The sequence below is a fragment of the Enterocloster clostridioformis genome (assembly GCF_020297485.1).
Taxonomy (GTDB): domain Bacteria; phylum Bacillota; class Clostridia; order Lachnospirales; family Lachnospiraceae; genus Enterocloster; species Enterocloster clostridioformis.
In genome coordinates, this window is the sequence record NZ_JAIWZC010000001.1 from 4,272,276 (window position 1) to 4,294,258 (window position 21,983).

A 21,983-nucleotide genomic window follows, 5' to 3' on the forward strand; every position below is an offset into this window, starting at 1 on the left:
AATGAACATGGCATTTGAACATAAGACAGAGACAGAGGCAAGGCAGCAGATTCTGGACATGGTAGCCGAATACTGCGACACCTACCACAACAAAAAGGGGTCCTTTCAGGAGGGAGACCGCATCCCCTATGCTTCCAGGGTTTATGACCATAAGGAGATGGTAAACCTGGTGGACAGTTCGCTGGAGTTCTGGCTTACCTCCGGCAGGTACACCGATGAATTTGAGAAGAAGCTGGCAGGCTATCTGGGAGTGCGTTTCTGCTCCCTGGTGAACTCCGGTTCCTCCGCCAATCTGGCGGCCTTTATGACGCTGACCTCCCCTTTGCTGGGTGAGCGCAGGGTAAAGAGGGGGGATGAAATCATCACGGTTGCCTGCGGGTTTCCAACCACAGTGGCTCCTGCTATCCAGTACGGCGCGGTGCCGGTGTTCGTGGATGTGACCATCCCTCAGTATAACATCGATGCAACAAAGCTGGAAGAGGCCCTGTCCGAAAAGACAAAGGCGGTGATGATTGCCCACACCCTTGGAAATCCCTTCGATTTAAGGACAGTGAAGGCATTTTGTGAGAAACATAATCTGTGGCTGGTGGAGGACAACTGCGACGCTCTGGGTACCCAGTATACCATGGAAGAGGATGGAAAGGAAGTAACCCGTTTTACGGGCACCATCGGTGACATCGGCACATCCAGCTTCTATCCTCCCCATCACATGACGATGGGCGAGGGAGGCGCCGTGTATACGGACAATCCCCTTCTCAATAAAATTATCCGGTCCTTCCGCGACTGGGGCCGCGACTGCGTATGCCCCTCAGGCCGTGACAACATGTGCGGACACCGGTTTGACCGGCAGTTCGGGGAGCTTCCTCTGGGGTATGATCACAAATACGTGTATTCCCATCTCGGGTATAACCTGAAGGCAACGGACATGCAGGCCGCCATTGGCTGCGCCCAGCTGGATAAATTTCCCTCCTTTGTGGAGCGGCGGCGCCATAATTTTGACCGACTGAAGGCAGGGCTTGAAGGAACAGAGAATCAGCTGATTCTCCCGGAAGCCTGCCCGCATTCCAGGCCAAGCTGGTTCGGTTTTCTGATTACATGCAGGGAAGGCGTGGATCGGAATAAGATTGTCCGGTATGTGGAGAAAAAGGGTGTGCAGACCAGAATGCTGTTTGCGGGCAATCTGACAAAGCATCCATGTTTTGATGAAATGCGGGCAGCGGGCCAGGGATACCGCATTGTGGGAAGCCTGGACAACACGGACCGCATAATGTCCGACACATTCTGGGTGGGTGTGTATCCGGGAATGACAGACGGTATGATCGACTATATGGCCAGGACGATTAAGGAAGCAGTGGAGTGCGCATAGGGACTCTGCGGCACAGTTTGGGCGCCGTGCCAAAAACACGGCAGGAATAAAGGGCAGGAGCACTGATTATGATGGAAACCTATGATATGAGCCGGGTCCATGAGGCTAACTTGACTATATTAAAAGAGATAGACCGGATTTGCCGTAAGTATAATATCCGCTACATGCTGGACGCAGGCACCCTCATAGGTGCCGTACGCCATAAGGGATTCATTCCCTGGGATGATGACGCGGATGTGGCGTTTACCAGAAACCAGTATGAAGCGTTCATGAAGGTGGCTCCAAGGGAGCTGCCGGATACCATGGAGCTTTTGGAGCCGGACAGTTACAGGGGCGGAAAGGCATTTTATGATTTCACACCCAGAATCATTTACAAGAAAAGCAAATGCCATGAGGACAGCTTGGAGATGCAGTACTATGAGGGAAAGCTGAACCATATATGGGTGGATTTGTTCATTCTGGACAAGCTTCCTGCCTCCAGGGCGGGGGCGGAATTTACCCGCTTCCTGCACAAGGCGGTGTATGGCATGGCCATGGGGCACAGGTATAAGCTGGATTTTGGTAAATACAGCATGATTCACAAGATATTCGTGGGAGGGCTGGCAGCCGTGGGCCGTCTGGTACCCATGAAGCTTATCTTTGCCATGCAGAAGGCCGCTGCCCTGAAGGACAGGCGCAGCAAGGGGAGCCTGCGCTATTACAGCAACTATCAGCCGGATTATCTGTATGTGACTGTGGATAAGTCCTGCTGCGACCAGGTGGAGGATGCGGATTTTGAGGATACCCGTCTGATGATTCCGAAGGGATGGCACCAGATACTGACAGAGGTGTATGGAAATTACATGGAAATGCCGCCGGAGGACAAACGGGTGCCCACCCACTCCAGCCAGCAAATCCGTATTTTTGATTAGAATGTGCCGGAACAGGGGGCAGACACGCACTGGGGGGATGACGGCAGAGAGATTGACAGCATATTTTAATCAAAAAGAGGGTTTAATTCCCCGCAGCTTGCTGCGTAACAAACTTTTTCAAGACATGGAGGAAGTGATATACTAGAGGAAAAAGGAAAGGAGAAATTGTGTGATGAGTGAAACAATACGCAAGTCACACAATGTATCAGTACTCATGTATCATTTCGTATGTCCAGCAAAATATAGAAGAGTAGTAATAGATGAAGATGTAGATAGGGTAATCAAAGAAACGTGTGAGGGAATTCAGGAAAGGTATGAAATAAGATTTTTGGAAGTAGGTACAGATAAAGACCATATACATTTTCTTATCCAGTCAGTGCCTGCATATAGTCCAAAAAAAATCATCCAAATAGTGAAGAGCATCATAGCCCGGGAGGTGTTCGCGAAATGTCCACAAGTGAAGAAAAAATTGTGGGGAGGAGAATTCTGGACAGATGGCTATTACGTAGCAACGGTGAGTGAACATGGGAATGAGCAAATCATAAGTAGATATGTGAAAGAACAGGGACAGGAAAAAAATTATAAAACAATCTATAAAAACGTAGAGAAAACAAAGCAGTATAGCATATGGGATTATATGTAGAGGTTGCAACCTTCGATACCCCGCAGCTTGCTGCGGGGTAGTTCATTATGCCCCAGGAAAGGATTACAGACAAAAGAGATGGACAGGTTGTTATCAGTTGTGGTATCGGTCTACAACGAAGAAAAGGCATTGGAAGAATTTTACAGGGAAACCACAAAGGTGTTGAGGCAAATCAGCTGGGGCTATGAGCTGCTTTTTGTCAATGACGGCAGCAGGGATGGAAGCCAGGATATACTGGACCGGCTGGCCGCGTCCGATTCAAGGGTCAGGGTGATAAGCTTTTCCAGGAACTTTGGACATGAGGCGGCCATGATAGCGGGACTGGACTACAGCAGGGGAGACGGCATTATCTGTATGGACGCGGACCTGCAGCATCCCCCGGAGTGTATACCGGATATCCTGGCTAAGTTTGAGGAAGGATATCAGGTCATCAACATGGTCCGCACCAGAAACAGAACAGCAGGACTGGTGAAGAATATCACATCCTCCGGCTTTTACTGGCTTATCAACCGGATCTCAGATGTACACTTTGAGGCAAATGCCTCTGACTTTTTTGCGGTCTCCCGCCATGTGGCCCAGGTGCTGAAGGACAGCTACAGGGAAAAGGTGCGTTTCCTCAGAGGCTATGTGCAGAACGTGGGCTTTAAGAAAACCGCCGTTGAGTATGAAGCAAGGGCCCGGGTGGCAGGGGAGAGCAAATACAGTATCAAGAAGCTGTTCGTGTTCTCCATCAATACAATCCTGTGCTTTTCCAACATGCCCCTGAAGCTTGGAATTTACGCGGGCATATTCTCGGCCCTGCTGGGCTTCGCCGTCATGATATACACTCTTTGTACCAGAAAAGGGGCTCCCAGTGGCTATGCCACCATTGTGGTATTGATTTGCTTTATGTTTGCCATGATGTTTGTGATTATCGGCATTATCGGTGAGTATATTGCGATTCTGTTTACGGAGCTGAAGGACAGGCCTATTTATATTGTGGATCGGATGGAGAATATGGACCAGGGAGAAAATGTGGACCAGACCGCCAGTATCACAGACCGGACAGAAAATAGAAACCAGACAAAGAATGCTCATTAGAAAAAAGTTATAATATTAATAGGACCGTTGCGGCTGTGTGCATCATCAGGCACTTGCCGCTGCGGTCTTTTAATTGCGTCGCTATACTAACTCCACTTCAATCCCCAAACTTTCAAGCCGATCCACATATTCCACATCCAGTTCTCTGCCCACGATAATTCGATTGATACAGTCCAGCTGGCTGATATTAATGAAAGCGCTGGCCTGGAATTTAGTGTGATCGCAAAGAAGAATAACCTCCTTGCCAGATTTGATATATTGCTTTTTTATTCTGGATTGGGAGGTGGGATTCGGTGGATGAGTATATATTGGAACTCAGGAATATCACGAAGCGTTTTCCAGGCGTAGTTGCTTTAAATGGCGTTCAGTTCCAGCTGAAGCAGGGTGAAATACATGCATTAATGGGTGAAAATGGCGCAGGAAAATCCACACTGATTAAGGTTATTACCGGAGTACATGAGCCGGAAGAGGGAGACATCCTGATTAATGGCAGGAAGGCGGTATTTAAAAATACCAATGATTCGGCAGCCAACAGTATCGCGGCCATTTATCAGCACAGCACGGTCTATCCGTATCTGAGTGTAACAGAAAATATATTTATCGGTCATGAGTCACTGACAAAGGCAGGGTCTATTAAATGGAATGAGATGCATGCCAGGGCAAAGGAGCTTCTGCTCAGTCTGGGATGCGGCATCAATCCCAGGACAAGAATGGTGAATCTAAGTGTGGCGGAGCAGCAGATTGTAGAGATTTCAAAAGCAGTTTCCTCCAAAGCCAGGATTGTCATCATGGATGAGCCAACTGCTGCCCTGTCCAAGCGGGAATGTGAGGAACTGTACCGCATTACGGAAAAGCTAAAGGCCGAGGGAACTTCCATCATATTTATTTCTCACAGAATGGAGGATATGTACAGACTGGCGGACCGGGTCACTGTATTTAGGGATGCCAGATATATAGGTACATGGGATGTGGATAGGATTTCCAAGGATGAGCTGATATCAGCCATGGTTGGACGTGAGGTTACGCAGCTGTATCCGAAACAGGCGGTTCCGATCGGCGGGACGGCCCTTGAAGTAAAAGGACTTACAAAGAAAGGATATTTTAAGGACATCAGCTTTGATGTGAAGAAAGGGGAGATATTCGGACTTACAGGTCTGGTGGGGGCGGGACGTTCCGAGGTATGTCAGGGGATATGCGGTCTTTTAAAGCCGGATTCAGGAAAATTATACGTAGGAGGGGAGGAATGCATCTTTACTCATCCGTCCCAGGCATTAAAGAAGGGGGTGGGCTATCTGCCGGAGGACAGGCAGCAGCAGGGGCTGATTCTCTCGTGGGAGCTGTACAGGAATATGACTCTCTCTACACTGGATAAATATAATCGTTTGATTGGTATTGATACGGGAAGGGAGCGGCAGACGGGAAAGGAGCTTTGTGAGAAGCTTCAGATTAAAGCCAAGAGTATATTTTCCAGAGCGGATTCACTGTCAGGAGGCAATCAGCAGAAAGTGGTATTTGCAAAGCTTCTGAACTCAGATGTGAACATCCTGTTGCTGGATGAGCCCACAAAGGGTGTGGATGTAGGCGCAAAGGCCCAGATATACTCAATTATGTCCGACCTGGCCGCCCAGGGATATGCCATTATTTTGGTCTCTTCCGAGATGCCTGAGGTCATGTCTATGGCAGATAGGATTGGTGTCATGCATGAAGGGCATCTGGCGGCAATTTTTGATGCCTCTCATGTGACTCAGGAGGAGATACTGGCGGCAGCCATGACCGCCAAAGATGAAGATTTGAAAGAGGGAGCGTGAGATGGATGAAAAGCATTTCAAAAGACTTTGATTTAAAACGCTTTGTGTCTCACAATATAAGGGAACTTACGCTTTTCGCAATCCTTATTGTCATTTCAATCCTGGTACAGGTAAGGACAGGGGGACGTTTTTTGTCCGGCTCCAACTTAAATGACCTGCTGCGGGAGACTGCCATCCTTATGATGGTATCTGTTGGTATGATGATGGTCATACTGACAGGATGCATTGATTTGTCTCTGGGTTCCACCATGGGTTTGGCAGGGATGATATGTGCCCTGACCTTAAGGGACCACAGGGAGACACCTATTATAGTAATCGTGCTGATAGCATTGGGAATTGGCCTTTTGGCGGGGCTGCTGAATGGTTTTATTGTGGCTAAACTGAGAATCTTTCCACTGATAGGTACTCTGGGGGTATGTGACATGCTGAGAGGCCTGGTGTATGTGTTCAGTAAGGGTGCATGGGTAGGCCAGGGAGATATGACCCAGGAATTCATGAGTATATCCACGGGCAAGGTTTTAGGAATCAACAATCTGGTATTCATAGCAATCATCATAACAATTATGGGGTACATATTCCTGCAGTATTTCAGAAACGGAAGATATATGTATGCAGTTGGAAACGATGCGCTTTCTGCCAAGATAAGCGGTATTAATCCGGTAAAGACTAAATTTCTGGCTTATGTGATTAATGGTATGATAGCGGGCCTGGCAGGAATGCTGTGGATATGTAAGTTCGGCAACGCGCAGGGCGAGTCGTGCAGCGGCTATGAATTAAACGTAATTGCATCCGTGGTATTGGGAGGAGTGTTTATCACCGGAGGTTCCGGAAAAGTGGGCGGCGTGGTATTGGGAGTGCTGCTTTTTGGAACACTGAATAATATTCTGCCATTGATACAGGTTTCTTCATTTTGGCAGATGGGTATCAAAGGTTTTGTCATCATTGCATCTGTTGTAATCAACTCTATTACGCAGCAGCATATGGACAAGAAGGCATTGCAGGGGAGGGATTAATTATGGAAGGAACAGCAAAGATAAAATCCCATTCCTTAAAATCCGTTTTATTCCAATGGGAAACAATGATATTTGTAATATTCATTATCATAAATATAATCAACATCAACCTGTCCAGTAATTATCTGAACTTTAACAATATGATGAACAATATGGTGGTGTTCATGGATAAGGCCCTTATGGTATTTACCACCATGATGGTACTTCTCTTGGGAGAGATAGATATCTCCATAGCGTCCATCATGTGTCTTTCAGGATGCTGCACAGGCGTTGCGTTCGAGGCGGGGCTGCCTATTGTTCCGGCTATGATGGCGGGACTGCTGGTGGGGGCTGCCTGCGGCTTCTTTAACGGGATTTTGCTGGTGGCGTTTCCTGATTTGAATTCCACCATTGTTACGCTGGGCAATCAAATCCTGTTTCGGGGAATTGCCTATATGATACTGGAGGATAAACCCATTACATCCATTTCTTCCAAGATGTCGTTCCTGGCATGGAGCAAGGTGGCGGGGATTCCGTTGATTCTGATTGTATTTCTGGTTCAAACATTGGTATTTGCATTTGTAATTCACAGGACAAAATTTGGACGCTCTCTGTATGCCATTGGAAGCAATGCCAAGGCCAGCAGGTTTTCTGGTATCAAGACCAATCGGATTAAGGTACTGGTGTTTACACTCAGCGGATTGTGCGCGGGTTTTGCGGGGCTTTTCCTTATCTCCAAGCTGGGAAGTGCAAGAGCCAGCATCGCAAAGGGATACGAGATGGAAGTTATAGCAATGGCAATTCTGGGCGGGGTCAGTACCGCGGGAGGAAAGGGCAAGGTTCTGGGCGCTGTTCTGGGGGTGTTTTCAATCGGATTCCTGCGCTATGGCCTTGGAATTGTAAATGTTTCATCGCAGATTCTCATGATTATTATTGGAGCGCTGCTGGTAGTGGCGGTGGCGATTCCAAATTTGAAGGAAGTGATTTCTGAATCTGCCTCAGGCGGGTGGATTAGACTACGTGTCATACATAACAAACAAAAATAATGAAGGAGGAAAAAGATTATGAAGAAACGTACATTATCACTTATGCTCGCGGCAGCTATGGTACTGGGGAGCCTGACCGGATGCGGCACCGGGCAGAAGGAAGAGAGCAAAGAAACAGCGGCTGTTACGGAGGCAGCCAAGGCTGGAGAAGATGCGGCCGCTGCAGCGGCACAGGAAGCTGGGACACAGGCAGAAGATGGGGAGAAAAAGGTATATGCATTTGTATCCAAGACAGCAGCGGACCCCATATTCCTTCTGATGTTTGACGGATACAAGGCAGCCTGTGACAAGCTTGGAGTAGAAGCTGTATACCGTGGGGCTGATCAGCCGACAGCGGAAAAGGAAATTGAAATCATTACCCAGCTTATCGCTCAGAACGTAGATGCCATTACAGTGATTGGCGCTGACTTTAATGCACTGCAGCCTATTCTTAAACAGGCAATGTCTCAGGGAATTGCGGTGAATTCCGTGGACACCGCAGTGAACCCTGAAAGCCGTCAGGTACATGTGGAGCAGTGCAGCATTGACGAGGTGGGAAGGGCCCAGATGCAGTCCGCCCTGGCAATCTGCAAAGGACCGGGAAGCTCAGGAAAGATTGGCATACTCTCAGCAAACCCTGAATCCCAGCTTCATGCCGACTGGTGCAAGGCAATGCTTTTGGAGGTTGAGGAACATCCTGAGGACTATAAGAACATCGAAGTGCTGGATATCGCCTATGGCGATGACCTTCCGGATAAATCCACAAGCGAAGCCCAGGCCATGCTTCAGAACAATCCGGACCTTAAGGCAATCATCTCCCCCACGACGGTAGGCATACTGGCAGCGGCCAAGGTGATTCAGGACCAGGGTTCTGACTGCAAGGTAACAGGTGTCGGCCTGCCTTCTGAGATGGCGCCGTATATTGAAAATGGAATCTGCTACGATGCCTATCTGTGGAATCCTCTGGACCAGGGAGCGTTAGGAGCATACTCTGCCCATGCGCTGGTAACAGGAGCTGCAACCGGCAGGGTTGGGGACATTGTGGATGCCGGCGACTTGGGAAAATTCACTATCGAAGAGTACTATGACGGAGGAACTCAGGTACTTTTAGGAGAGCCGCTGCGGTTTGACAAGGATAACATTGCCCAGTGGAAGGATAAATTTTAACAGGAACCCCATTTTTGTATCAGAGAGGAGGCTGCCCGTGGAAACGAGTGGTCTCTTTTTTACGCTGTCTGGTTTTCGGAGCTGCTATATATGGAGATATATGGCGGGGGGAATTCCAGCACTTTCTGTTTATGGAAATTTAATTCTTCCTTTCTTGACAATCCATGGCATATGTGTTTATAATTGGGTTCGTGACATATTGTCACAAATGATATTATGTCACCAAAAGGAATATGATTGTACCATACAAAAGAGGGCTAGGAGGCTGGATTCATGCCTACACAACGATTTTTGAAACTAAAGGAAGAGAAGAAGCAGGCAATACTGGAGGCAGCGGTCCACGAATTCTCAAGGGTTCCTTATTCATCTGCATCCATTAACCAGATTATCAAGGAGGCAGACATATCCAGGGGAAGCTTTTATACATATTTTGAAGATAAGGACGACCTGATGCGGTATATGCTCAGAGGCTTCAGGGATAACTGCCAGGAGAGAATCTTCAGAACCCTGAAGGAGCAGGAGGGGAATCCCTTTGGAACCGCCCTTAAGCTGCTGGAGGCAGTGGTGGATGAGGACCATGGCGGTTTGGGCTACAAGATGTACAGGAACATGCTGTCGGATTTAAGCGTGGTGGACCAGAACCATTTATTTGGAATCAAGGGTTTTTTGCTTCAGGATGAGTCCTATCGTGAGTTCGTCCAGAAGCTTTATGAAGGAATTGACAGGGAACGTTATCCCATTGATGAAGAGAACCTGGCATATCTGGTGGATATGGCCATGATTATTATCATCAGAGCCGTAACGCTGTATTATAAGAATGTGGTGGACCGGGAAAAACTTCTGGAAGTGTCAAAGAAGGAAATGCTCATATTGGAATACGGTGTATGCCGGAACATCGGAAGCTGATGTGAAAGGGAAACACAGAAAAGAGGAGAGAAGATATGAAAAATTTAAAGAACAGGAAATATGGGTACAGGGCGGCAGCTGTTCTGTCAGCCATCACCATGGCCGGAGCAATGCCCATAACATCATTTGCAAGGAATGCAAGCAAGCCGGATGATGCCCATGTTATCGCAGAGCCGCCTGCACCGGATATTAACAAGGATTTAAGCCCTGAATTCGCATACAGTGAGGATAAATGGGCATCCCTCAGGGATAATGTGCTCGAATTCGGGGAGTTAAAGGATTTAGTGCACGAGTACAACCCAACGGTCCGCAGCAACCGGTCTACCTATAAGGATCAGAAGGGCAAGGACCTGAATGCGGCCTATGATGATTATATGGATGACATTGATGCCATCTGGAATAATGCAGACAGCGACGACGACGTGGCATGGGCCACTGCCAGGTTCCAGGTTGGCGTGCTCCAGCAGCAGGCCGACAATAACTATCAGGATGCCGACATGGAAAAGATTCAGTATGACCAGACAGAGGCAGGACTTGTGTATCAGGCCCAGCAGCTCATGGTGACTTATGAGCAGTCACGGTATAATATGGAAAATCTTCAAAGCGCCAGAAATCTGCTTAAGGCCCAGTACGAGGCAACCGTGGCCCGTCAGGCCGCCGGCATGGCAACCCAGGCAGATGTGCTGAGCGCGTTAAAGAGCGTACAGGACCAGGATACGGCCATTTTGTCTGCGCAGAAGTCTGCTGACAATGTCCACAGAAGCCTTTGCCTGATGCTGGGATGGGCGGTGGACGGACAGCCTGAGATTAGGGATGTGCCGGAGCCGGATTTGAACCGGATTGCTTCCATGAATCCGGAAGCTGATATGGAGACTGCCATCTCAAACAATTACGATGTGAAATATTATGAGAAGAAGGCCGGCAACCTGACCAGCCAGTATCTGATTGAGTCCAATCAGGCACAGCTTCAGGATGCAAGAGACAAAGCGGCCAAATCTCTTAGAAACCAGTACAATACAGTGCTTACCAACCGGGATTCCCTGAACGCGGCCGTGATGGCCCTGGATGTTGCCTTCGTTAACCTGAACACGGCCACGGCCAAGAGGGCGGTAGGCGAGATTACAGAGCTGGAATACCAGAGCGCGCTTAACAGCTATGTGTCCGCCAAGAACAGTGTGGAGACAGATAAGCTTCAGCTTCTGCTGGCCATGGAAGCCTATGATTGGAATGTAAAAGGTCTCACAACCTCCAATTAGGCCGGTTGAAGAAAGGTAAGGAGGTTGAACAGATGAACATGAACAGACGAAAAGGTCTCATGGCTTTGTCACTGGCAGCCGTGATGACGGCGGGCAGCACAGCCGTGGCACTGGCCGATGAGCCGGGGGTGGTGCCGGGTGAGGCGTACACAGAAGCCATGGCCCGTCTCCAGGACAGCCACATGGAGTACGATGAATTGACAGAACTTATAAAGAATTACTATGCCCCCATAAAAAGCGCATATTCCATGATTGATACCATGGAGGAGGACCAGGGAAGCATTGCAACGGCCATGCGCGTGGTGGCTGATGATTATATGTCCCAGGCAGACCAGCTGGCAGATGTGTTGGGCAGCGGAAATCCCGCTGTCATGCAGGTGGTGGGGGGAGCCAGGATGCTGCGTTCCAGCGCAGGCTCCATGGATCGCGCCATTGAGCGCAGCAAGTCCAGCAGGAGTGTGGACCGCCAGGTGAACATGATTGTGTCCGGCGCGGAAACCCTGATGAACCAGTATGAGTATTATCTGGCTCAGAGAACCGTGGTAGCCAAGGCATTGGAGATAGCCCGGACAGCCCAGGCCATACAGCAGACCATGCAGGCCCAGGGGCTTGCGGTGGATGCAGATGTGCTTTCGGCGGCAGCCCAGCTGTCCTCGGCAAAATCCCAGCTGGAGAGTATAGACGCGGGAATTGACCAGATATATAAGACGCTTTGCTACTATACCGGATGGGACAAAGGCGCGGATACTGTCATTGGCCCGGTTCCGGCAGCCGACCCGTCGGTTATCGGAACCCTGGATCTGGCATCTGACAAGGAAACCGCGGTGAACAATAATTACAGCCTGATCAGCATGCGGAGCGGCTCAGGGGCGGGAATGAGCGATTTCCAGGTCCGCACCACCAAAGGAATGACACAGAAGGCAAACAAGATGCGTACCGTGGACTATTCAGAGGATCAGCTCCGTTCTGATATGCAGACACTGTACGACACCATACTGGAGAAAAATGCGGCCTATGATTCAGCTTCCACTGCTTACCAGAGCGCCCAGCTCACATGGAATGCAGCGCAGATTCAGAGGCAGAACGGCACGCTGAGTCAGATTCAGTTCATGCAGCAGGAGCTGGCGTATCTCCAGGCACAGTCCGGGTTTAAGTGTGCAGACCTGAATCTCCAGCAGGCACTGCGAAATTATCAGTGGGCTGTAAAAGGCGTCAGCGTAAGCGCCGGTTAAATGTAAATTACAGGAAAACCCTATTTTTACCAGTTTTGTTGCAGTTGCAATAAAATAACGGCGAAAATAGGGATTTTCTCTGACTTTTAGTTTGAAATTTACAAAAACAATATAAAATTAATACGTTAATCTCTTGTATTTAGAGGAAAAAAATGTTATTCTAAATACATAGGGGCATGTATAATTATTCAGGGGAGGGTGGTAACCAGTAGCCGGTTTTGTTTTGAATTGAGGTGATTCTATGTTAACGAAACAAGTTGACAGCAGGGAACGGGTCTTTAGGCCAATTCCCATTTCTTATTTGATTCAGACAGCAAATCAATTTGACTGCGATATTTTTGTCACCAGCGATAAGCATACAGCGAATGTCAAGCAATATGACGAAGTAAAGAATCTTAGAATGACAGGTTTTCTGACTTTTTACTTTAAGGGAAGTGACGAGACAGAGGCCGAGGACAGGATTCAGAAGATTCTGTGGGAGGATAATGAAGGATAAGGAGAGTACATAATTATGTGTGTACAAAATTAAACGAGGACAGGGAGACCGGTCCTCGTTTATTTATTATTGCTGTGATTCAATTATACCATTCAATTGCGTTTTCTGACCACGTTATTCAATGTTTTGCGTTTCAGAATTCTCTTTGTCCAGGTAGTGCCTGGCGTCTTTGAAAAAGCTCCATACAATCATTACAATGATGAAACCAATGGGAAAGGCCGCTATGATGGATACGGTCTGTAAATTAGCCATGGAGTTCTCTGCAAAAATCAGGGCTATGGGCAGCAGCATCAGCAGTATGGACCAGAACAGCTTTACCTGCTTGTGGGGTTCCTCCTCAGCGCCCAGGGACTTATAGGAGTATGAGCTGGCTACCATGGTCAGTGCGTCAAAGGATGTGGCATAAAAGGCAATCATGGTAATGGCCAGAAGAACCAGCCCGGCCTTTGCCAGGGGCATTGTCTCAAATATGGAGATGATGGCCTGGTACAGGTCATCGGTTCCGGCGTAGACACCCATCAGGTCCAGCTTTCCGTGCATCTGCAGTCCCAGCCCGTAATTGCCCAGGATGATGAAGGATGTAAAGGTGCCTGACAGACCGAAGAAATAGCCTCCCAGCACAGTCTGGCGGATGGTCCTGCCCTTGCTGATGGTGCCGATGAAGAATGGGGTGGCAACACACCATACCATCCAGTAAGCCCAGTAGAAGATGGTCCAGTTCTGGGGGAAGGAGGAGGTGCGCGTGGCGTCGGTCCAGGTGGCCATGCCCACGAAGTTCTGTACCATGTTACCCACCGCGGTGATACCTGTCTCGATGATATAGCGTGTCTCGCCGCCGCACAGAAGGAAATAGGCCAGCAGTCCGAAGAACAGGTACACGCAGGAGGCCGCCAGTTTGGCAATGCCCTGCATGCCGAAGTACACGGCCATGGTATACACCACGCAGATGATAACCAGGATGCCGATGGTCAGGAAATTGTTCTCAGGTATGCCCAACACGCGGCTTAAGGCCATGGAGAGGAGAGGCGTTGCCAGGGAAAACGTGGTGGCAGTACCGGCCAGAAGGGCAAATACCGCTGTCAGGTCGATGAGCTTGCCCCAGAGGCCGTCCACCCGTCCGCCAAGAAGCGGCCTGCATGCCTCGGAATACTTTTGTTTGTTCCGCTTGCGCACATGGAGCATGAAGCCAAAGGATACAGCCAAAATGATGTAAAAGCTCCAGGGAATGGGACCCCAGTGGAACAGGGGATAGGTGGATGCCCAGTCCTGCATGGCCCCCATGTCCGTTATATGGGGCTCGCCTGCGTAGAGCATCCACTCGCACAGGGAGTAGAAAAGTATGTCGGCAGCCAATCCCGCCGTAAACATCATGGAACCCCACTGGAAGGCGGAGTACTGCGGCTTTTCGAGATTTCCCAGCGTTATCTTGCCGTAGCGGGAAAATGCCATGTACAGGGAGCAGATTAAGGCGCCCAGTCCAAGAATCAGATAATAGCTTCCAAACTGGTCGCCCAGGAAAAAGCGCACAGACCCAAGAACCTGAGAGGAGGCGTCCGGGAATATCATAAACAGGGAGCAGAGGGCCAGTATGGTCACAAAGGGAATGATGGTTGTGACCCGGTCCAGCCGATTCTTTAATGGGGTATCTATACTGCTGTTTTTATCTTGCTTCATGGCTGTATCCTCCTGAATGTTCAAAAAATAGTTAAAATTAATTATATTGAACATATTATCATCAGTTACTGGAAAAATCAAGAGGAACTTGTAAAAACATCAATAATTTTGTAAGAAAAAAGGACTGTTAAATTATTGTAATCTTAGCTATAATAATAACGTTGACAAAAGGAGGATTACCATATCATGAGAAAATTAAAGAAGTTATCATTGATATTATTAGCTTCAGCGGCCCTGCTTTGCGGTTGTACCCAGAGCAACATTGTTTCTCCCAGTAACGGTGTGGTTCAGGGGGACGGACAGCCTGACCTGGAGGTTGATAAAAATATTAACATTGACTGGCAGGAGGTAAGGGAAGATCTCAGGGACCAGTTCCTGGATCCTTACGGCGAGTTCGCTGATTACGTGTTGGATCTGGATGCCAAGTATGACGCCGGCAGCAGCAGGTTGGTTGTCCTGCTTCCCGTGACACATAAGACCACAGGCGACATTGCTGTGATTTATGGTCAGGAAGTGCTGAAGGCAGTGGGTACCTATGTTGCGGAGCAGAACTTCTATTATGAAGCTACTGACTCGGAGGATACGGACAGCACCTACTATGGCAGTTACTTTGACGAGCACGACGTGCTTGTGCAGGTGTTCCCTTATGACAAAGAAGGGGATGAAAGCGCATACCTTGTGAATGATGTTATGAAGGCAGGGGAACAGAGAGAGCTGACAGCTCAGATTCAGTAAAGAAATGATTAAGGAGATATTGGGATGAGGATTGACAGATACTGGAAACAGGCCGCCGCCGGGCTGCTGGCCATCATGACACTGACAATGACCGGAGGGAATCTGGACAGCCTGGCCATGACCAACTCCCAGCCGTTAAAGGCCCAGGGACAGATGCTGTCCTCACCGGACAAAATTATCATCAGGGATGAAGGGGATAATGCCCAGTCATCCCAGGCAGCCGCTGCCAGCCAGCCGGTGATTCAGACCAAGGCTCAGATTGCCGCGTTTGGGGAGGTTACCACTCCAAAGACAGATACCACCTCACTGTTTGGGGCCGGCCGTCTCACCATGCTGGCCAATCATGACACGGCGGCCCAGCTTCTGTCGGTCATCATCGAGACGGGAGAGGGCGGTCTCATCGTAGTGGACGGAGGCTGGACCAATAACGCGGATTATCTTCTGAACCAGATTAAGCAGAAGGGCGGTCACGTCCAGGCATGGCTGCTGACCCACCCTGATTCGGACCATGTGGGAGCATTGGCAGACATTTTGTACAAGCATAACGGAGAGATTACCATTGACGGTATCTATTACTCCTTTGCAGAGGACAGCTGGTATGCTGAGAAGGACCCTGAGGTTGCCAAGATGGTGGCCTATATCAAGGGAGCTTTTGGTCTGGTGCCTCAGAACATACTTCACGGGGATATTGTATCAGGACAGGTCATCCAGGCAGGTCCTGCCAAGATTCAGGTATTGAATCAGGCATATAAGATGAACAATGACTTTATCAATAACAGCAGTGTGGCCTATATGGTATCCTTAAACGGGACAAACACCGTGTTTCTGGGAGATTTGGCCAAGTCAGGCGGCGAGCAGCTGATGGCTGACCATGATCTGAGCGCCCTTAAGTGCGATATCGTCCAGGTGGCCCACCACGGACAGAACGGCGTGGGCTATGAGGTCTACAAGGCGTTAAGGCCAAGCGTTGCCCTGTGGCCCACCCCCCAGTGGCTGTGGGATAATGACAACGGCGGCGGCTCCGGTAGCGGTATCTGGCTTACGCAGGAGACAAAGAACTGGATGGTGCGCCTTGGGGTGAATGCAAATTACTGCATCAAGGACGGCGACCAGGTGATCGAATAAAGCGTGAAATGAATCAGCCGCAAAATAACAGAAATCGTAAAATAACAGAAATTGTAAAATGGCAGAAATTATAAAATGGCAAAACCACCGACAGCAAACGCCGCGGCCCCTTTTCCTGAGGATTTAGGAAGAGGGACCGCGGCATTTTGCTTCGCAATTATCTTTTTTATCTGCTTGTCTGTTTTGTCTATTTACTCACTTTCCCTGGCAGCTGTTTTTCATACATTCAGTCATCAGCACAGGGAAGTCCGCTGTGGTAGGAATAATTTCCCAGCTCGGACAGCAGGTTCTCAAGGGTGTTCAGCTTTAAGGGCTGCCCTGTCTCCAGCATGGAGTTAATCATGTAGAAGATAGTGCTCAGCTTCCCCAGGGACTGTCTGAATAAGTCGGGGAAGGAGGACTTGGAGGCAATGCTCTTATCCCACGGATTGCACCATGTCTCATGGTGCAGGTTCAGGCTCCAGGCCGGGTTCTCCACTGTATCCGTAACCAGCTTGCTGGAAGCCACCGGGTTCTTGAGGAACAGGGATTCAAAAAACGCAATCCTGTCCTTTTTCCTGCTGTTAGGGTCAGACAGCGTCCTGCATCCAAAACGGAGAGCCAAGATGGAACGGTGTATCATGGGAGCCGTGACCTGATACCTGTTTTTATAGCTCAACGGATAGAACGCCTCGTTGATGCAGTCTGACAGGAACTGGGAAATAAATTGGGTTTCCATTCCATTAAGACAAATGGTTGCTGCCTGGTTGAACTGGGATGGCTTCTTCCTCTTGTACTTCTGGAGGAGAAGGGCGTCGATGTCATTCTCCAGCTTGGCGTGGAGTCCATGGTAATAGGAGCCCGGGTGATTGACATCGTATTCAATGCGTCCGTATACATAGGGGTGGCATATGGAGTCACCGATATAATGGCAGATAAAACCGCACATGTAGGCCAGGCCTTCTTCACGCTGCTGCCTGGAGCCGATTCGGGAAAGCTGCATGAAACAGCAACGGAAAAAGTAATTGACATGGTGTTCATGCATATAGGAACCTACATTGCGGTGGTCTCGATGGCGCAGGATGGGCAGGTTATAAAAAAACATGTCCGGCCCCTGGAGACCCAGCTGATAGAGCCACCGATACTTGGCAATGATAAACTTCAGATTGTTCTGAGGCATATCATTGTATGCTTTCATACCCAAGACATAGTGTGTTGTAAAACCTGGCATCGGCATACCTCTTTTCTATTGGATTCTTGCAGTTGTTCCTGCTTCATATTCTATCATAAACAACTATGAAATGCGAGCCGGAAACAAAAGAAAATTCCTTCCAGTGGTCATAGTCAGGGGAACTTTGGAATAAGACATTTATAAGAAGCAAGCAGGGCAGGTTGGGCTCGGATGATGAATGTATTAGAGCAGGTCCACCAGATGGTGTGGGGACCGTGGACCCTTGTCATATTCCTTGGGGTGGGTATATTCTTTACCCTGAAATGTCATTTTTTCCAAATTAGGGGATTTTTATTCTGGTGGAGCCGGACCGCAGGACGGCTCATATCAGGAGAAGCGTTCGGAAAGGAGGATAGGAACGGGAGAGAAGACGGAAACGGGAGAGCGGACGGAAACGGGAGAGCGGACGGGACCGTAAAAGGAAAGGGAATCAGTCAGTTCCAGTCGGTCTGCACCGCACTGGCGGCAACCGTCGGCACAGGCAACATAGCGGGGGTGGCAACCGCGCTCACGGCTGGAGGACCAGGCGCTCTGTTCTGGATGTGGGTATCAGCCCTGATCGGCATGATAACCGCTTACGCGGAAACCATGCTGGGAATCAGGTACCGGTACAGGGATAAGGACGGACATTACATATGCGGTCCGTTTATATACATGGAAAGGGGACTGGGGCTCAGGGGAATGGGGGTGCTGTACAGCTTCCTGTGTCTGATGAGCTCCCTTGGAATGGGAAGCATGGTCCAGGCCAACTCGGCAATCAGCACCATGGAATACACCTGGCATGTGCCGGCCCTGGCTGGCGGACTGATATTTACCGGCCTTCTGGCGCTGGTCACCTGGGGAGGAATCCGCAGAATCGGAAATGTGGCTGAAAAACTGGTGCCTGCGGCATCCGGAATCTATATCGCCTTTTCCATGATTGTGATACTGTCCTGTCTGGAACAGATACCGGGAGCCCTGGTATCCATGGTGTCCTCCGCCTTCCGGCCTGAGGCGGCGGCAGGAGGGACCGCTGGATATGTAATCAGCCGCAGCGTGCGTTACGGCATCTCACGGGGAGTATTCTCCAACGAGGCCGGACTGGGTACGCTGGCCGTACTGCACGGACCTACAGAGGGCACAACGCCTCATGAGCAGGGGATGTGGGCCATGTTTGAGGTGTTTTTTGACACCGTGGTCCTTTGCACCCTTACGGCCCTGGTAATCCTGTGCATGACCGGTTCCAGCCCGGAGACAATACCTTATGAGGGGGCAGCTCTTGCGGCCTGGTGTTTCAGCAGACGACTGGGGATTGTAGGGGAATATCTTGTCAGCGGATCCATGGTGGTATTTGCCTTTGCCACTATCATGGCCTGGTTTTATCTGGGGAGGCAGGCCGCTGCCTATTTTATCGGAGGATGCGGGTTCGGAGAAAATGCGCAGCGCATGCTTGCGGCCAAGGTATATCCTCTTTTGTTTATCGCAGCCGTATTTTTAGGAAGCGAGGCCAGGCTGGGCCTGGTCTGGCTGTTGTCGGATATATGGAATGGGCTCATGGCCTTTCCCAACCTGACAGCCCTGTTGTTTTTATCCAGGGAGGTGACTCTGCCGGAGGGTTTTTTAAGAAGGAGCTTCCTGTATAATTCAAGTATAGGGAGTTCCAAGAAAGAGGGGTGAGAAAAAGAAATACCTCAGAGTAAAATAAGATTACTGACTGGAACGGCTAGTAAAAAATCTTATTAAAACAGTGAGGTATCTAAAATGAATTGTAACACACAAAACGCAAAAATTACATCCATAACGGAAAAAACTTTGATTGTTGGAATTGATGTCGGCAGTGAGACCCATTACGCCAGGGCATTTGACTGGAGAAATTATGAGTACACGAAGAAACCACTGGAATTCAGTAATACAGAAGCGGGGTTTCTGACATTCAAGGCATGGATGGAGGACATAGCGCAACAGCAAGGAAAAACCGCTGTAATCCCCGGAATGGAGCCCGCCGGGTATTACTGCGCGCACATATGGTGCACATAACAAATCCTCCGAAAGCAGGAGGAAGGCATTGGTATAAAAATGCCGCCATCAACCGGCTGACCTGCAAGGGAAACCACAACAGGGACAAACGCATGCCGGCAACGCCGTAAGCCAAAGAAATTGCCAAGTTGCGGCTGAACGGCAAGATGAACGTATCGACAAAGACAAAAGCTACACTGCCTGAAGGATAGCCCAAGGAGTCTTAGCCGGGTCACCAGCGAATGGCAATTGTAACGCTGGGTGGCAGTGATAACGGAATCCCAGTATTGTTCCGGTATATATACCCACTGCCAGCCATCCGCAGTAAGCGGAAACGGGCGAAAATCCTGTCTGAAACGGTACACGCTATGTTATGCGCATGAAATGTGGATTGCCTAAAGCGGTTATACCGCCATGGCAACGGAGTCCCCATAGTAGTCCGGGCAGCGGAAAGCGCTGTACATGGCGAAGGGGGACAGTTTGTGATTTCAATACCTAAAGGAAGGATGTGCGAGACATCATGAGAAGTCCCGAAGCTGTATTGAAAAGCTTAAAATCCCACTCTGTTTCACCCGGATACCGGTATGAACGGCTATACCGTAACCTATACAATCCGGCGTTCTATCTGCTGGCATACCAGCAGACGTATTCAAAACCAGGCAACATGAGCCCTGGTGTTGATGGAAAGACATTTGACGGCATGAACCTAGCCAGAGTCAATAAAATCATCACCAGCATGAAAGACCACTCTTATTGCCCAAAACCTGCCCGCCGTACCTATATCCCAAAAAAGAATGGGAAACTCCGTCCGCTCGGTATTCAGTCCAGCGATGATAAACTGGTACAGCAGGTTATGAAAATGATGTTGGAGAATATCTACGAAGATACATTCACTGATACCTCCCACGGCTTTCGTCCAAACCGAAGCTGTCATTCAGCCCTTAGCCAGATTAAAATCAACTTCACCGGGGTCAGATGGTTTATCGAAGGTGATATCCATTCCTACTTTGATATGGTAGACCATCACGTGTTGATAAGCATTCTCCGCAGAAGGATAAAGGACGAAGCCTTTATCAGCCTAATCTGGAAATTTCTAAGAGCCGGGCACCTGGAAAACGGACAATTACACAGACCGGACAGAGGACTGCACCAGGGTTCAATTATCAGTCCTATCCTTGCCAATATTTACCTGAACGAACTTGACTGTTTTATGGCGACATACAAAACCTCCTTTGATAAGGGGACAAAACGACAGCTGTCCAAAGAATACATTTCTGTCCAAAATAAAGAACAACGGTTGAGGAAGTCCATCTCCGGGCTTGCTGGGAATTCCAGAGAGAGAACCCAAAAACTAAAAGAACTCAAAGCGTTGCGCAACCAACGGGTATCTATGTCCTGCTCCCAGCCAATGGATTCTTCATTCAGAAGGATTTTCTACCAAAGGTACGCGGACGACTTCCTTATCGGAATAATCGGCAGCAAACAGGACGCTATAGCAACCAAACAGGTAATCCAGTCATTCCTGCTTAAGGAATTACATCTGGAGCTGTCCGAAGAAAAAACACTGGTTACCCATGGATATGAAAAAGCACAATTCCTCGGTTACGAAATAACCATTGGCCGAAAAGGCGTCCCGTCCAGGGATAAGCTGGGAAAACTGTCAGACCGTCACCATGGAAGAGTCAGGCTTTACCTCCCCAAGCAAGCGTGGTTAAAGAAATTAATACAGTCTGAGGCAATAAAAATCGAACACAACGCTGATGGAAAGGAAATCTGGAAACCGAAAACAAGAAATAACCTGCTCTATCTCCCCGACCATGAAAGCTTCCGTATATACAACTGGGAAATCGTCGGTTTATACCAATACTACAGGTTTGCGGACAATGCATCGGTGCTCAATGATTATTATTACATCATGAAATACAGCCTTGCTAAAACACTCGCAGGAAAACACAAAAGTTCAGTGCACAAAATAATGAGGAAATATTTCAGGGAAGGACGCATGCAGACACGTTACCAAACCCATAATGGCTTCAAAACAGTATACTTATATGACTATGGTTTCAAAAAACAACCCATCATCACAAACCATGCTAGTAAAAAACAATCCAAGGAGTTGCTCACACGCTTTTCAAAAGACTGTTGTGAACTTTGCGGTGAAACAAAACCTGGAACAATAGTCCACCATGTAAGAAAGCTGTCAGAACTATCCGGAGTCACCGACTGGGAACGAAAAATGCTTGAAATGAACCGGAAAACCCTGGTTGTATGCGAAACTTGTTATAGCAAAATAGTAAGTGGATTTTAAGTCAACACAAATGGAGAGCCGTATGCATTGAAAGGTGCACGTACGGTTCGGGGG

19 protein-coding genes and 1 pseudogene are annotated in these 21,983 nt (G+C 48.9%); 18 read left to right on the plus strand and 2 right to left on the minus strand.

Translation table 11 applies throughout. From position 1 onward, the window contains the following. The first annotated feature begins 7 nt into the window (after positions 1-7). The 12 genes from rfbH to LA360_RS21530 all read left to right on the plus strand — a co-directional run bounded on the left by rfbH (position 8) and on the right by LA360_RS21530 (position 12,882). Positions 8-1,366 carry a lipopolysaccharide biosynthesis protein RfbH gene (gene rfbH / locus LA360_RS21475; RefSeq protein WP_022200742.1) on the plus strand — a complete coding sequence of 453 codons (1,359 nt, stop codon included), beginning with the start codon at positions 8-10 and terminating at the stop codon, positions 1,364-1,366. Between the two features lie 68 nt (positions 1,367-1,434). Next, positions 1,435-2,277 carry a LicD family protein gene (locus LA360_RS21480; protein ID WP_022200741.1) on the plus strand — a complete coding sequence of 281 codons (843 nt, stop codon included), beginning with the start codon at positions 1,435-1,437 and terminating at the stop codon, positions 2,275-2,277. Positions 2,278-2,449: 172 nt separating this feature from the next. Next, a complete protein-coding gene (tnpA, locus tag LA360_RS21485; protein WP_057571327.1) occupies positions 2,450-2,920 on the plus strand; it encodes an IS200/IS605 family transposase in 471 nt (156 codons plus the stop codon). Between the two features lie 78 nt (positions 2,921-2,998). Beyond that, complete coding sequence (locus tag LA360_RS21490) at positions 2,999-4,000, plus strand: glycosyltransferase family 2 protein (RefSeq protein WP_022200857.1); 1,002 nt, start codon at positions 2,999-3,001, stop codon at positions 3,998-4,000. 293 nt (positions 4,001-4,293) lie between these two features. After that, complete coding sequence (locus LA360_RS21495) at positions 4,294-5,808, plus strand: sugar ABC transporter ATP-binding protein (protein ID WP_022200856.1); 1,515 nt, start codon at positions 4,294-4,296, stop codon at positions 5,806-5,808. Positions 5,809-5,813: 5 nt separating this feature from the next. Continuing rightward, a complete protein-coding gene (locus LA360_RS21500; RefSeq protein ID WP_022200855.1) occupies positions 5,814-6,821 on the plus strand; it encodes an ABC transporter permease in 1,008 nt (335 codons plus the stop codon). Between the two features lie 2 nt (positions 6,822-6,823). Then, complete coding sequence (locus tag LA360_RS21505) at positions 6,824-7,846, plus strand: ABC transporter permease (protein WP_022200854.1); 1,023 nt, start codon at positions 6,824-6,826, stop codon at positions 7,844-7,846. An 18-nt stretch (positions 7,847-7,864) separates the two neighbouring features. After that, on the plus strand, positions 7,865-8,992 hold the full coding sequence (locus LA360_RS21510) for a substrate-binding domain-containing protein (RefSeq protein WP_057571531.1): 1,128 nt from the start codon (positions 7,865-7,867) through the stop codon (positions 8,990-8,992). 273 nt (positions 8,993-9,265) lie between these two features. Continuing rightward, on the plus strand, positions 9,266-9,898 hold the full coding sequence (locus tag LA360_RS21515) for a TetR/AcrR family transcriptional regulator (RefSeq protein WP_022200852.1): 633 nt from the start codon (positions 9,266-9,268) through the stop codon (positions 9,896-9,898). 35 nt (positions 9,899-9,933) lie between these two features. Beyond that, positions 9,934-11,154 carry a TolC family protein gene (locus LA360_RS21520; RefSeq protein WP_022200851.1) on the plus strand — a complete coding sequence of 407 codons (1,221 nt, stop codon included), beginning with the start codon at positions 9,934-9,936 and terminating at the stop codon, positions 11,152-11,154. Positions 11,155-11,186: 32 nt separating this feature from the next. After that, entirely contained in the window at positions 11,187-12,386 is a 1,200-nt protein-coding gene (locus LA360_RS21525) for a TolC family protein (protein WP_112481552.1), read from the plus strand. A gap of 241 nt (positions 12,387-12,627) precedes the next feature. Further along, entirely contained in the window at positions 12,628-12,882 is a 255-nt protein-coding gene (locus LA360_RS21530; protein WP_022200849.1) for an HPr family phosphocarrier protein, read from the plus strand. A gap of 114 nt (positions 12,883-12,996) precedes the next feature. Here the strand turns inward: LA360_RS21530 and LA360_RS21535 are convergent, their stop codons facing one another. Continuing rightward, positions 12,997-14,556, minus strand: a complete 1,560-nt coding sequence (locus tag LA360_RS21535) for a BCCT family transporter (protein WP_022200848.1) — start codon at positions 14,554-14,556, stop codon at positions 12,997-12,999. Between the two features lie 186 nt (positions 14,557-14,742). On the opposite strand from LA360_RS21535, the gene LA360_RS21540 reads away from it, so the two are divergent. Together LA360_RS21540 and LA360_RS21545 are read left to right on the plus strand one after the other, a co-directional pair. Further along, entirely contained in the window at positions 14,743-15,291 is a 549-nt protein-coding gene (locus LA360_RS21540; RefSeq protein WP_022200847.1) for a hypothetical protein, read from the plus strand. 24 nt (positions 15,292-15,315) lie between these two features. Then, positions 15,316-16,416, plus strand: coding sequence for a ComEC/Rec2 family competence protein (locus tag LA360_RS21545; protein ID WP_022200846.1), 1,101 nt, complete (start codon positions 15,316-15,318; stop codon positions 16,414-16,416). 226 nt (positions 16,417-16,642) lie between these two features. Here LA360_RS21545 and LA360_RS21550 read toward each other — a convergent pair whose 3' ends face one another. Then, entirely contained in the window at positions 16,643-17,626 is a 984-nt protein-coding gene (locus LA360_RS21550; RefSeq protein WP_002595939.1) for a zinc dependent phospholipase C family protein, read from the minus strand. A 171-nt stretch (positions 17,627-17,797) separates the two neighbouring features. Here LA360_RS21550 and LA360_RS21555 point away from each other — a divergent pair, with 171 nt between their 5' ends. The 4 genes and pseudogenes from LA360_RS21555 to LA360_RS21565 all read left to right on the plus strand — a co-directional run bounded on the left by LA360_RS21555 (position 17,798) and on the right by LA360_RS21565 (position 21,929). Beyond that, the gene (locus LA360_RS21555; protein WP_022200845.1) at positions 17,798-19,282 is read left to right on the plus strand and encodes an alanine/glycine:cation symporter family protein; all 1,485 of its coding nucleotides are present in this window, start codon (positions 17,798-17,800) and stop codon (positions 19,280-19,282) included. An 84-nt stretch (positions 19,283-19,366) separates the two neighbouring features. Then, positions 19,367-19,618, plus strand: a pseudogene (locus LA360_RS31525) (IS110 family RNA-guided transposase); the annotation flags it as partial. An 11-nt stretch (positions 19,619-19,629) separates the two neighbouring features. After that, a complete protein-coding gene (locus tag LA360_RS29805; protein WP_263870235.1) occupies positions 19,630-19,752 on the plus strand; it encodes a hypothetical protein in 123 nt (40 codons plus the stop codon). 389 nt (positions 19,753-20,141) lie between these two features. Then, positions 20,142-21,929, plus strand: coding sequence for a reverse transcriptase/maturase family protein (locus LA360_RS21565; protein WP_112481553.1), 1,788 nt, complete (start codon positions 20,142-20,144; stop codon positions 21,927-21,929). Positions 21,930-21,983 lie beyond the last annotated feature (54 nt).